The sequence below is a fragment of the Nostoc sp. C96 genome (assembly GCF_059384975.1).
This window is the reverse complement of the sequence record NZ_CM182020.1, coordinates 4,267,191-4,279,732: the sequence shown is the minus strand read 5'-3', so window position 1 is coordinate 4,279,732 and position 12,542 is coordinate 4,267,191. Positions and strand designations below refer to the sequence as shown.

At 38.3% G+C, this 12,542-nt stretch carries 12 protein-coding genes; 7 read left to right on the top strand and 5 right to left on the bottom strand.

Annotated features, from left to right (window positions below; translation table 11 throughout):
* Positions 1-40 precede the first annotated feature (40 nt).
* Complete coding sequence (locus AC504W_RS18335; RefSeq protein WP_494873678.1) at positions 41-769, bottom strand: hypothetical protein; 729 nt, start codon at positions 767-769, stop codon at positions 41-43.
* A gap of 297 nt (positions 770-1,066) precedes the next feature.
* A complete protein-coding gene (locus AC504W_RS18330) occupies positions 1,067-2,884 on the bottom strand; it encodes an ABC transporter ATP-binding protein (protein ID WP_494873677.1) in 1,818 nt (605 codons plus the stop codon).
* 110 nt (positions 2,885-2,994) lie between these two features.
* Here AC504W_RS18330 and AC504W_RS18325 point away from each other — a divergent pair, with 110 nt between their 5' ends.
* The 4 genes from AC504W_RS18325 to infC all read left to right on the top strand — a co-directional run bounded on the left by AC504W_RS18325 (position 2,995) and on the right by infC (position 6,605).
* A complete protein-coding gene (locus AC504W_RS18325) occupies positions 2,995-4,920 on the top strand; it encodes a protein kinase domain-containing protein (protein WP_494873676.1) in 1,926 nt (641 codons plus the stop codon).
* 233 nt (positions 4,921-5,153) lie between these two features.
* Entirely contained in the window at positions 5,154-5,573 is a 420-nt protein-coding gene (locus AC504W_RS18320; RefSeq protein ID WP_096578705.1) for a hypothetical protein, read from the top strand.
* A gap of 101 nt (positions 5,574-5,674) precedes the next feature.
* A complete protein-coding gene (locus tag AC504W_RS18315; protein ID WP_494873675.1) occupies positions 5,675-5,851 on the top strand; it encodes a hypothetical protein in 177 nt (58 codons plus the stop codon).
* A 319-nt stretch (positions 5,852-6,170) separates the two neighbouring features.
* Positions 6,171-6,605, top strand: coding sequence for a translation initiation factor IF-3 (infC, locus tag AC504W_RS18310; protein WP_245894954.1), 435 nt, complete (start codon positions 6,171-6,173; stop codon positions 6,603-6,605).
* Positions 6,606-6,674: 69 nt separating this feature from the next.
* On the opposite strand, the gene AC504W_RS18305 is transcribed toward infC, so the two are convergent.
* From AC504W_RS18305 to rbp, 3 genes are all read right to left on the bottom strand, one after another.
* Positions 6,675-6,965 carry a hypothetical protein gene (locus AC504W_RS18305; RefSeq protein ID WP_494873674.1) on the bottom strand — a complete coding sequence of 97 codons (291 nt, stop codon included), beginning with the start codon at positions 6,963-6,965 and terminating at the stop codon, positions 6,675-6,677.
* 173 nt (positions 6,966-7,138) lie between these two features.
* On the bottom strand, positions 7,139-7,444 hold the full coding sequence (locus AC504W_RS18300) for a P-II family nitrogen regulator (protein ID WP_096578697.1): 306 nt from the start codon (positions 7,442-7,444) through the stop codon (positions 7,139-7,141).
* Between the two features lie 289 nt (positions 7,445-7,733).
* Positions 7,734-8,033: an RNA-binding regulator gene (gene rbp / locus AC504W_RS18295; protein WP_494873673.1), complete on the bottom strand. Its 300-nt coding sequence runs from the start codon at positions 8,031-8,033 to the stop codon at positions 7,734-7,736.
* Positions 8,034-8,366: 333 nt separating this feature from the next.
* Between rbp and AC504W_RS18290 the strand changes: the two genes are divergently transcribed.
* The 3 genes from AC504W_RS18290 to AC504W_RS18280 all read left to right on the top strand — a co-directional run bounded on the left by AC504W_RS18290 (position 8,367) and on the right by AC504W_RS18280 (position 12,514).
* A complete protein-coding gene (locus AC504W_RS18290) occupies positions 8,367-9,206 on the top strand; it encodes an alpha/beta fold hydrolase (protein WP_494873672.1) in 840 nt (279 codons plus the stop codon).
* Positions 9,207-9,263: 57 nt separating this feature from the next.
* The gene (locus AC504W_RS18285) at positions 9,264-10,961 is read left to right on the top strand and encodes a protein kinase domain-containing protein (RefSeq protein ID WP_494873671.1); all 1,698 of its coding nucleotides are present in this window, start codon (positions 9,264-9,266) and stop codon (positions 10,959-10,961) included.
* 362 nt (positions 10,962-11,323) lie between these two features.
* Entirely contained in the window at positions 11,324-12,514 is a 1,191-nt protein-coding gene (locus AC504W_RS18280; RefSeq protein WP_494873669.1) for a DUF4336 domain-containing protein, read from the top strand.
* Positions 12,515-12,542 lie beyond the last annotated feature (28 nt).

Sequence of the window (12,542 nt, the reverse complement as noted above, 5' to 3'; positions counted from 1 at the left end):
AAAAGTCGGGGATCTATGTTTTTGAGGAAAAGTTAAAAGTTTAGGACTGTTTTTTCAGGTGCTTGCGGTGTTGCAGTAGCGATCGCATCCCCAAAGCGCCTACACTCAGTAAACTAGCTGCAACAGTAGATGGTTCGGGAACTGGTTGACTCGTGTTTTGTCGGTCAATAGTAAATGTGCCACCGCTACTAGCCTGACTAGGAAAGAAGCCAACAATTCTATTAACTCCATCAAAACCTGTTAAATCATTAATCAGCCTAGAATCATCAGACTGAATAAACCAAACTACGTCAGGCTGATTACTAACTACTCCTCCTAAAAAGCTAAGATCATAGCGCAATACATTACCTAAAAAATTGATTCCACCATCAAAGAAGAAATTTTGTAAGGTATTTAATGTAACTGTTGATCCACCATCAATATTGAGATTACTGACACTACCGTCAGCTTCAGTAGTCAATCTGCTAATGGTTAAATCTCCCAATGGGCAAGGATCTTGACCACAAATAGCTAAATTACTTATATCAGAACTAGGCAATGCAATATTAAAATCTTGAATTGCTCCTGGAAAATATCCTAAATTGTCATTGCCTAAACCAGGGGATTGTTCAGGAACAGTAGCGTTTATATCAAAATCAATGATTTGTCCGTTAATGGAGCGTCCAGAATAACGCACTCTCCGCGCTTGTGCAACATCTGGCATCATACTAACTGCAAGAGTAATTAATACTGCTACTCCTACAACTTTTTTAAAAGCTTTGTTCATCATGGAATAACTCATCTCATTACTTAACTAATCTTTGCAATTGATTGCAAAGATAAACATTTGACAAACTCGTAATTAAAGATGCGTACCGAACTTTATTGAATTCAGTTTTAACCCTATTGTTGCTGCATGGAAAACAGCATTTAATTATTGTCATCTAAGCATAAATAACCAAATTTACGATATACATTTTTGTATTTCTTCGTATTTTCTTTATGAAAGCTACATACTTTTATCAGTAAATAGACGTAAATATTTTTTATTGTCAATCAATTAGTATTTATTTAAATGGTTATCAACCTACTGGTAACCTGCTGCTTGCAATAAAAATAATTTGGCGTAGATTCCCCCAGTTTTGAGTAAATCTTCATGAGTACCTTGTTCCTGGACTTCGCCATGTTCAATCACCACAATTTTGTCAGCCATTCTGACAGTAGAAAAACGGTGAGAAATCAAAAACACCATCTGATTTTGAGTCAGAGTCCGAAAATGATTAAAAATTTCAAACTCAGCTTGAGCATCAATCGCAGATGTAGGCTCATCAAGAACTAAAATATCTGCTTGAGTTCGCATAAAAGCACGAGCAAGAGCAATTTTTTGCCACTGTCCACCGGAGAGTTCTTGTCCACCTTTAAACCAGCGTCCAAGTTGAGTTTGAAAACTTTGCGGTAATTTTTCAATAAAAGATTGTGCTAATCCTTTTTGGGCTGCAATTTGCCAGCGATGTTTATCTTCAAGATTTTTAACATCACCAACACCAATATTCTCCCCAACGGTGAATTGATAACGCACAAAGTTTTGGAAAATTACACCAATGCGTCGCCGTAAAATATCAATATCCCATTCTTGTAAGTCCAAACCATCTAATAAAATTCTCCCAGAGTCTGGTGTGTAAAGTCGGGTGAGGAGTTTTATTAAAGTAGTTTTACCGGAACCATTTTCACCAACAATTGCTAGTTTTTCCCCAGGTTTTAAATGTAGAGAAATATTTTTTAAAGCAGGTTTATTACTACCTGGATAAGTAAAAGATACATTCTCAAAACGAACCCCATCTTGGGGCGATAAACCTTTGGTAGCGTAACCCCAAGGCTGAGTAACTTTTTCTTCTAAGAAGTCGTAGAGGTTAGATAAATATAAGTTATCCTCGTACATCCCACCAATGGAAGTCAAAGCATTAGAAAAAGTCGATTGTCCTTGACGAAACACGGTGAGATACATGGTCATATCTCCTAAAGAAATTTTACCCGCAACTGCTTCTATGACAATCCAAGCGTAGGCGATGTAAAAAGCAACAGTACTCACTAAACTCAGCAGATATCCCCAAAGTCCGCGCCGCAGAGTTAAATCTCGGTCTTCGCCGTAGAGTTGGCGAAAAACTTCGCGGTAACGTTCTAACAGCATTTCTCCTAGCTGGTAGAGTTTGATTTCTGTCGCAAAATCTTCCCGTGCTAAGAGATTTTCGATATAGTGCTGTTGACGAGTTTCCGGCGCACGCCAACTAAATAAGCGAAAGGCTTCACCAGCAAATCTAGTTTCGGCAATGAACGCAGGCATGGCTGCTACGATTAAAACTATGACCGCCCCAACAGAAAACTTGACTAACAATACACCGTAGGTAACGAGAGACAAGGCGTTTTGGACTAAGCCAAATGTGCGGTTGACGAGAGAAAGGGGACGGACTGAGGCTTCGCGCCTCGCATTGGTTAATTTGTCGTAAAATTCTGAGTCTTCAAACTGTTGCAGTTCTAAGGTGAGGGCTTTTTCGAGGATGAGAATATTTACCCGTTGACCAAGTAAAACTCGCAGTAAAGATTGACAAACAAGCAAACCGCGCTGACTACCGGCTAATAAAATAACTGCGATCGCTTCTAAACCAACATACCATAAAGGGTGATAACCACCGACTGCATTACCTTGCGCCTCCAATAACACAGCATCTACAATCAGTTTACCAATGTAGGCGATCGCAGCTGGTAAAAGTCCCGCAACTAAAGTTAACGTCGCCAAAGTCATCGTCAAACCACGGCTGGTAGTCCACACTAAATTTATCGCCCGTCCACTGTAGCGAAAGACAGACAGAGATTGTCGCAGAGTGTTTCTTACTTTTTTAGTCCCCATTATTATTCTTATAGCGTAGAAACACCGAGTTGGGGTGATAAGTAAATAAAGAGAATAACTCTTAACTCAACACAACGTATACTACGGATACATTCTGCCTGTAGCTTGATATGAGCCTGTGCATCAACCCCTTCTGCCCTAATCCAGAAAACCCGGACAATGATAATCACCGCTTTTGTCAAAGTTGTGGTTCCCAACTACTTTTAGAAGACCGCTATCGGGTTATGCGCCTGTTAAGTGATAAAACTAGCTTTGGCAAAATCTATGAAGTCTACACTAGGAGTACGCCAAAAATTCTCAAAGTACTGAAAGAACAACTCAATAACCACCCCAAAGCAGTGGAACTCTTTCAGAAAGAGGCTAATGTTTTAAGTCAATTAAATCATCCAGGAATCCCCCAAGTTGATGGTTATTTTCAATATCAAACCAGCAATGGATTCAAGCTCCATTGTTTAGTAATGGAGAAAATTGATGGTGTTAATTTAGAAGAATGGCTACAACAACAAAGTCACCAGCCCATTTCGGAAAAACAAGCGATCGCCTGGTTAAAACAATTAGCAGAAATCTTGAACATAGTCCATAGTCAAGGCTGGTTTCATCGTGATATTAAACCAGCAAATATCATGCTGCGAAATAATGGACAATTAGTTTTAATTGATTTTGGCACCGCTAGAGATGCAACCCACACTTATTTAGCCAAGTTAGGCGAAGGAAATCAAATTACAGCAGTATTTTCAGCCGGTTATACCGCAACAGAACAAGCCTGCGGTCAAGCTGTCCCACAATCAGATTTTTTCTCCCTAGGGCGCACTTTTGTTTATTTATTAACAGCACAATACCCACTACGATTTTACAATGCTCGTGATGATGTTTTAAACTGGCGACCAGCAGCAAATGTCTCCCCAAAATTTGCTGAATTTTTAGATAATTTGATGGCAAGAAAAGCCGCAGATAGACCACAAACTCCTGAAATCTTATTGCAACAACTGCGACAACTAGAACAGACAACAACACTCAAAACCACCCAAATTTCTCGTAAATTTCCTAGAGTAATAACTGTAGGAACTCTCCTAGTTATGGCAGGAGTATTAAGTTATGGATTATATCAATTGCCTAGACTGACATTTATACATAACAATCAATTAGAACATCTGCAAATAGACAACACTCTAAAATCTCACTCACACTACGTTAAAACCCTGTCTATCTCTCAAAATGGTAAAACTTTAGTCAGTGGTAGTAGTGATAAAACCATCAAGATTTGGAACTTAGCAGATGGCAGTTTAATTCGGACAATATCTGGTCATAATAGTGGTGTAATTGCAGTGGCTATTAGCCCAGATAATCAGACTTTAGTGAGTAGTAGTAATGACCAGACTATCAAAATTTGGAACTTAGAAACTGGGACATTAATTCATACTCTGAAAGGACATGAAGGTGCAGTTTGGTCAATTGCTATTAGCCCAGATGGACAAACTTTAGTGAGTGGTAGTGGCGATAAAACCATCAAAATTTGGAATTTAAAAACAGGCAAGTTAGTTAAGACGCTCACCAGCCATTTGAGCTCTGTAATGTCATTAGCAATTAGTCCTGATAGTCAAACATTAATCAGCGGTAGTAATGATAAAACCATCAAAATTTGGAATTTAACCACAGGTGAATTAATGCGGACAATCACAGGTCATGATGATGCCGTTATTTCTCTGGCTATTAATCCTGATAGTCAAACATTAGTCAGTGGTAGTAATGATAAAACAATTAAAATTTGGAATTTAGCCACAGGCGAATTAATTAAGACACTGACAGGTCACAACGCAGAGGTGTTTTCTGTAGCAATTAGTCCTGATGGCAAGACTTTAGCTAGTGGTAGCGGTGACACTACAATTAAACTATGGAATTTAAATGATGGTAGCTTAATTCAGACACTTACAGGTCACACTACTACTGTTTATTCTGTAGTTTTTAGTCCAGATTCGCAAACATTAGTCAGTGGTAGTAGTGATAGAAGTATCAAAATCTGGCGAATTCAGCAGTGAGATAGTAGTTACAAAACTCACAAAGAAATAATTAAGTTAAGTAGTCTTGGAGAAAATTTAGTAAATACATATCTACACTCATACTTTAGTTAAAATATTCTATAAGGTTTTTGAATTTTGTGTTAAGGTAGAAGATAAGAGTAAAATTAATTCATATTTATTTTTTATTATTAGCAGAATTTCACCTTAAATCCAAAATAATTGTTAGTTAATTATGTGATGTTATAATATTTATGGAATCTAATAAGTACAAAATTGAGTACAAGTTTCATTCAATCTGTATTGAAGAGGAATCATTAAGTAGAAAAGCTTACTACTACAAAATTTCTGGCGAATTATGTCATAACAGTGGATTTGTCAATTCAATTTCTGAAGCCGAAAAAGAAGCTAAAGAGAAAATTGATGAAAAGTTTAATCTGATAGATAAAAAAGCTGCGTTACACAGATATTGCGTAATGCGTGATTTTGAAAGCTTTGTGGAATTGTTAAATCAACAACAAGAAATTCCTAAAGAACTGGCGTATCAAGTAGCTTCTCAATTAGCTTTAGCTTCAACTTTAAAGTACTTTACCAAAGAAGCATTAAGAATTGATGTTAATAGTTCAGGAACTGTAGATGTTAGTGGAGAAATCAACACCGATAATTTACAGTAATTAAGTCAGTTTTTGACATAGTATTTTAGCGCTTGTTCAGCCTTGTCTATTTTTAGGTCAGTAATTAATTTGAGGCTTCACCATAACCACCGCTAATGAATATGGCAAAAGATAAAGAACTAGTTCTAAGTCATATTAGTCTTGAAGTCAGAAAATTAATCAAGATGTATGCTGCTGTTAATGAATGTACACAAGTTGAGATGTTAGAGCGCATTGTTTTGGAGTGGAATGCACAACAAAGCCGAACCGAAAGACCTCCAGGAGATGAAGATGAGTAGTGTAGTTTTATTTATATTTTATAAATAATTTTTGAGTCAGTCTTAATCGAAAGTTAATCAATAGCGTTGCGATGTACATAATTTGAAAATTAAATTTAGATTTATCTTGAGCAATACGCCAAATAATAAGAATATTTGCGATATTTAAACTTAAGTAACAAAAACTCAACATTTTCTGTCTGATGGCTGAAGAAGTATAGAGCATACTGTGTTACCTTAGTAATACTTGCAAGGCAAAGTGTTGAATAATTGAGAGGAAAAAATTATCGTAGTCCAAAAGCAGCTAATTAACTCGCAAATCAAGTCACCTCAAGTCTTCTTGATTGACCATGAAAATAATAATCGTGGTTTGATAGACACCTATGAAGCTCTACAGATAGCGCAGAGCGTCGAGCTTGACTTGGTTGTAGTCTCCCAAAACGAAGACATTCCAGTAGCCAAGATTCTCAACTATGGTAAACTTCAGTATCAAAAGAAGAAACGCCAGGGTTCAAGTGCTAGACCTACTGTAAAAGAAGTTCGCTTCCGTCCTAATGTCGGTGCGGGTGATTATAATTTGCGTATTAATCAAGCACTTCAGTGGTTGAGTAAAGGCGATTCAGTCAAATTTGCTATTCGTTTACGGGGTCGAGAAAATCAATATCGCCAGCAAGCTGGAGATATGCTAGACCGCATTGTTACTGATCTAGGTCAAGTTGGGAAAGTCCAATCCCTGGATAAACGCTCATTGATTGTGCAAATCATGCCTGCATAAAAATATAAACAGCGCTCTATATACACGAAATATAGAGCGCTTTTATTTACTTATAAATGGAAATTGCCATTAGTTGGCAGTAGTCATCATAATTTCTTGGATACTATTTAAACAAAAATCAATATGAGAGCGAATAGCTCGCTCATAAACTACGGTTTGCTGTGTGCGTACTCCTACAGCCTGATATATCAACTTAACTTCTGGGAATTCGCTCCAGTACATCAAAAAAATGTCTTTAGCAGGAGTAATAATTTCATAATTATTTTCTTGCCTTTTTTTTCTCAGCTTACAATTATTTAGTTGTAATTTTTGTCTAAATAATTTTTCAAATTCTGGAATTATATTTGCAGTAGTTTCCATACTTGATACACCTTGCAATTGCTTGTTAGGGAAAACATGATTCTGTAATGCTACTGAGTATGACATTAAGCTATCTAATATTAAAGCTAGTCATCTCAAAATTGTTAATTACATAGCACTTTTAGCAGTTGAATAAGACTACATATTTATCAAAAATACCTGCGGAAATTTAATCAATAAAAGGCTTCTATATTCTGGCGAAAAGCAATTAAAGCGTGCTTACCTTGCTCTTCTTTGAGTGCAGACAGAATTGCATTTGATGCTTCTAATGAGACTATTGTCTTGATTTCAATATTAGTGTTGTAGCCTGCTAGGTCTGACAAGCGTCTTCCGTGACCGCCTTCACCCTGCACTTGATTAATTGTATAGCCGCTGACGTTATGGTTTTTTAGCAACTTAACAATCCGGTCTTTGAGTACTGTTTCACCAATAATGGTGATTAAAATAGCAGGCTCAACGGGAGGGGTTGAGTTTGACATAGAGAACTCCAGAAATTCCAATTTAGGTCAATACGGTTCAGTTAAGATCCCCCCGCCTGCGGCGACACCCTTAAAAAGGGGTAATAGAGGGTTATGAGCCGCCCTGTTTAAGGGGGTTGGGGGGGATCTTCAGAAGATTAAAACGTTAACTGAACCGTATTGGATTTTAGGTGATTTTCCAGTCCATATTTTGTATTAAAAAGGCTCAAGCATTTCTGCCTAAGCCGGTAATAAATGCAATTAATATGCTGGATTAATGGGTTAGCTGAAAAAGCTAAATCTATAAAGCTTAGTAGCGGTTACGTGCGCCGTAGCTTCCACGATTACCACCAAATGAACCTCTGTCTTCTTTGGGTTTAGCTTTATTCACTTTCAGGTCACGTCCCATCCATTCAGCACCATCAAGAGCTTCAATGGCTGCTGTTTCTTCAGCATCTGTATTCATTTCCACAAATCCAAAACCGCGCATCCGACCTGTTTCACGGTCAGTAGGTAACTGAATGCGTTTTACTGAACCATATTCTGCAAAAACTGCATTTAGACTATCTTCTGTAACTTCGTAAGAAAGATTGCCTACATAAACTGACATAGATTGTCTCCGAAATCATAAGTGTCTGGAGATTTAGGTTTCGGAGAAAAGTCTGTAAATACCAAAAGGAAAAAGCCTGTCAATAATAAAAACAAACGCGGTCGCCGAATTAACTCTCACTCCTTAGTATGACATAGCAAGCAATTATCAGCGGTGAGTTGTCAAAAGCGTTATATAAAGTTATGTAAGCAATTTATCACTCAGTGTGGGTGATCAAGTTTGATGCTTGCAATAAGCTTAGTCTACGCAAGGATCAATACTTACCCTTGGTAGATAAAGGCTTTCGCAGTAATATATAAGCGCAAAGCCATCTTCTCGAAAGTTAGATTGACAATGATCCCTATACGGCAAACCTTAGTTAAATCTGATATTCAACTTTCTTATTTAGAGTGGAGTCAAGGTCAAGAGCCTTTGCTGTTATTACATGGGCTAGGCGACCATGCGCTGGTTTGGTCTAGCTTGGGAGCATATTTAGCAGCAGATTATCATATAGTTGCGCCAGATATGCGGGGTCATGGTGAAAGCAGCAAACCAGAGAAAGATTATAGCTTTGAAAGTGCGATCGCCGACCTCGAAATTCTCATGGATAAATTAGGATGGTCTTCCGCCCATGTTGTGAGTCATTCCTGGACTGGGAAATTAGCTGTTATCTGGGCTAAGAAAAATCCCCAACGGGTGCGAAGTATGGTGCTGGTTGACCCGATTTTTATCTGGAAAATGCCCGAATTCTTAAAAGCGACGTTTCCTGTGTTGTACCGCTTTTTATCTTTTCTCAAAGGTATGGGGCCATTTGCTAGTTATGCAGAAGCAGAACAACTAGCCCAACAATTAAACCAATATCAAGGCTGGAATGAACTACAACAGCAGGTATTCCAAGCAGGAATAGAACAAAAACCTGATGGTAGCTGGGGTAGTAAGTTCACCATAGCCGCCCGTGATGGGATTTTTGAAGATGTGATGCGTGTACCTGGCTTTACCAGTCCTATTGACACACCCGCATTGTTTGTTAAGTCTGATAAAGGTCTCAACCGCCAAGAATGGCAATTAAAACCCTACAAAACCAATCTGAAAAACTTACGTTTGTGTCAAGTTCCGGGAAACCATTGGCCTTTTCTGACTGAACCTGAGTCATTTAACCGGACTGTGGCGGCTTTCTTAGCAGAGTGTAAATGAGTCAATGGTCAATGGTCATTTGACTTTTGACTCTTGACTTTTGACTTTTGACTGACAATGAGCCTTTGTATAAATCCAGTTTGTCCCAAACCGAACAATCAAGATAACGATAAATACCGCTTCTGTCAAAGTTGTGGTTCTCCGTTGGAATTACCGGGGCGTTACCGCGTCATTCGCTTGTTGAGTGACAAAACTGGCTTTGGCAAAGTATATGAAGCATACACAAAAGATATGCCAAAAATCCTTAAGGTACTGCGAGAGGATTTGTCTGCTGATGCAGCTGCAATCAAAATTTTTCAACAAGAAGCTACTATTCTAGGACAATTACATCATCCGGGTATTCCCAAAGTTGATGGTTATTTTCAATATCAAACGCGCAATGGTTTGATATTACACTGCGCCGCAAAAGAAAAAATCGATGGCTTGGATTTAGAACAATGGATGAATAAACAGCAATATCGTCCAATTTCTCAAACACAAGCTATTGCCTGGTTACAACAATTAGTAGAAATTTTAAACTTGGTACATAGCAAGCAATATCTGCATCAAAATATTCAACCAGCAAATATTAAACTTCGTAGTAATGGGCAATTGGTATTAGTTGATTTTGGCACATCTATAGAAGTAGCCAAGCATTACCTTACTCAATTTAATCATAGTGGTGAAATGACATCAATTATTTCATCTGGCTACAGTGCATTGGAACAAATGAAAGGTCAAGCTGTACCGCAATCAGATTTCTTTGCCTTGGGACGCACTTTTACATTTTTGTTAGCAGGAAGGCATCCTTTAGATATGTATGATGCCAGAAAAAATTTGCTGCAATGGCGCGATTTTGTGTCTCATGTCTCACCTGCACTCTTAGATTTAATTGATTGGTTGATGGCAACGGATATAGAGAAAAGACCAAAAAATGCTCAGGAAATATTGCGGCAGTTAGGCGAAATTGAACAACAGAAAGTTAGAGCGAATATCGTTAATAATCTTCAAGAAAGACGATTTTTGCCAACTATTGCTAAAACAGAAATTAAAGAACAATTGCCTTTAATAGCATTATTAGCCGCATTAATGATGTCATTAAGCTTAATTGGTTTCATGGCTGTGGGAATGCGATCGCCTAAATTTTCTGCCTTGATTACCCAAAGCCAAGCTCCTGATAGAAAAGGTAAAATAGACTTTTTTACATATCAAGAAGGTAGAGATAGTCAAGGTAAAACGGCAGAATTTAGTATTGCGATTTTATCAACAGAATATAAATGGCTATTAAATAGCACGTTTCAAATTAAGCATAATGATCAAGTTGTGAGTCTTGATTTTTTAAAATTAAACCTAGAACAAGAGGGCATTCAAAAAATTATGGAATATCCCACAGAAATCATTTCTGTCGGTACAGCTACTTGTGAAGGCAATTTAGCAGTTGCACAACGTCGCTCTCTAGAACGTGCCAAGCAAGTACAAATGTTGGCTCAAAAATTATTTAAAAATACATCCAGTGTCAAAGGTTATCGCTTATTAAATCTGGGTCAATTTCAGCAGAATAAATGCCCATCTAGTCAAGATATCACTGCATATCAAAGAAGTATTATCATTATTGGTGTGAGGAAAAAATCAAAGGGGGTTATTTTAGATGAGGCGCTGCGAGATAGGTTCATCAATCAACCATTTGCAGATTTTAAATTAGATGATTATTCCTTGGGTTTAATTGACAAATTTGCAACCATTCCTCAACCTATTGTAATACCTGTAAAAAAGTAGATAGGTAGTTTGTAAATAAACGGTATGAGTATTTGAGAGGATGTTTGAAAAGTCGATAAGGATACTAAAAACCCCTCTCCAAACCTCTCCCCGACGCGGAGAGAGGCTTTGAACCGCTCCTTGCCTAGTAGGGAAGGGAGTAGGGGGTTAGGTTTTTAAGATTTTGATGTTAACAACAATAGTTTTCAAACATCCTTTAGGATAGGGATATGGCAAGAGATTAGGGCGTTGCATAAATGCGGGATGAATTAAGCTTTTTTAGCTAGGTTAACTATCGATTTTTGCGACTTTGCGCCTTTGCGCGAAACAAAAAACATCCCTCTAATCAGCAACGCCGAGATTAGAATTGGGTAAATTCATTTATGTATTCTAGTAACAACCCAAAAGATTGGTCATGGCCGTTCTGGCCTGTTGTTCCCCTTTATCCCTACAACAGAAGGCGAACACTTTGCCAAGAAATTGTTAAAGATACAATCTGGACATTTGAGCAGTTTCACGGCATTCTCTACACTATTGTGCCGATTCGGATGACTGTAATTAAGCTAACAGGTGGTGGTTTGCTGGTTTATGCACCTGTTGCACCAACTATTGAATGTGTGCGTATGGTGCAGGAGTTGGTAGGCAAACATGGTGCGGTGAAGTACATTATTCTGCCAACGAGTTCTGGTTTAGAACATAAGGTTTTTGTCGGCCCTTTTGCGAGATGTTTTCCCCAAGCGCAGGTTTTTGTCGCCCCCCATCAATGGAGTTTTCCCTTCGACTTGCCCCTGATTTGGCTAGGTTTTCCGCAAAAACGAACTTCTGTATTACCTGAAGATGCTAGTCTTGCGCCGTTTGCTGATGATTTCGAGTATGAGGTGTTAGATATCAATTTGGGACGCGGTTCTTTTGTGGAAGTGGCATTTTTGCATAAGCGATCGCACACGCTCCTTCTAACCGATACGATAATATCTGTACCCGAAAACCCGCCAGCTATCTTTCAATTAGACCCATACCCCTTGTTATTTCACGCCAGGGAAAATGCCCTCCAACCTATTGAAGATAACCCAGTAAACCGCCGTCAAGGATGGCAGCGTATTTCCTTATTTGCTGTCTATTTCCATCCTAGTGCGCTGGAAGTAACTAAACTAGGTGAAAGTTTCCGTGATGCAGTTAAAGCCCCAGACCATTCTCGCAAAGCGTACTTTGGTTTATATCCATTTCGTTGGCAAGAAAATTGGCAGCAATCATTTCACGCCCTAAGTGCTAACGGTCGTCCATTTGTCGCCCCCATTTTGCAAACCCTCATTCTGCCCCAAGCACCACAACAAGTTCTCGACTGGGCAAACAAAGTTGCAACTTGGGATTTTCAACAGATTATTTCTTGTCATTTTGATGCGCCTATAACTGTAAGTCCCCGTCAATTTCGACAAGCATTTAGTTTTTTAGAAAAGCAGCCATCAGTAAGTGGAGAAAGTCAGCCTTTGTTAGAGGAAGACTTTAAATTTATCAAAGAACTAGAAGCAAACCTACTCAAACAGGGTATTGCTACTCCTCCCAAGGAGAAGGTGTAATAAGTAAGCACGCAAAATTAATTTCTGA

What these genes read in the sequence shown, in the direction of transcription:
- AC504W_RS18335 (WP_494873678.1), bottom strand. Translation starts at nt 769, where the DNA reads ATGATGAACAAAGCTTTTAAAAAAGTTGTAGGAGTAGCAGTATTAATT.
- AC504W_RS18330 (WP_494873677.1), bottom strand. Translation starts at nt 2,884, where the DNA reads ATGGGGACTAAAAAAGTAAGAAACACTCTGCGACAATCTCTGTCTGTC.
- AC504W_RS18325 (WP_494873676.1), top strand. Translation starts at nt 2,995, where the DNA reads ATGAGCCTGTGCATCAACCCCTTCTGCCCTAATCCAGAAAACCCGGAC.
- AC504W_RS18320 (WP_096578705.1), top strand. Translation starts at nt 5,154, where the DNA reads ATGGAATCTAATAAGTACAAAATTGAGTACAAGTTTCATTCAATCTGT.
- AC504W_RS18315 (WP_494873675.1), top strand. Translation starts at nt 5,675, where the DNA reads ATGGCAAAAGATAAAGAACTAGTTCTAAGTCATATTAGTCTTGAAGTC.
- AC504W_RS18305 (WP_494873674.1), bottom strand. Translation starts at nt 6,965, where the DNA reads ATGGAAACTACTGCAAATATAATTCCAGAATTTGAAAAATTATTTAGA.
- AC504W_RS18300 (WP_096578697.1), bottom strand. Translation starts at nt 7,444, where the DNA reads ATGTCAAACTCAACCCCTCCCGTTGAGCCTGCTATTTTAATCACCATT.
- rbp (WP_494873673.1), bottom strand. Translation starts at nt 8,033, where the DNA reads ATGTCAGTTTATGTAGGCAATCTTTCTTACGAAGTTACAGAAGATAGT.
- AC504W_RS18290 (WP_494873672.1), top strand. Translation starts at nt 8,367, where the DNA reads ATGATCCCTATACGGCAAACCTTAGTTAAATCTGATATTCAACTTTCT.
- AC504W_RS18285 (WP_494873671.1), top strand. Translation starts at nt 9,264, where the DNA reads ATGAGCCTTTGTATAAATCCAGTTTGTCCCAAACCGAACAATCAAGAT.
- AC504W_RS18280 (WP_494873669.1), top strand. Translation starts at nt 11,324, where the DNA reads ATGTATTCTAGTAACAACCCAAAAGATTGGTCATGGCCGTTCTGGCCT.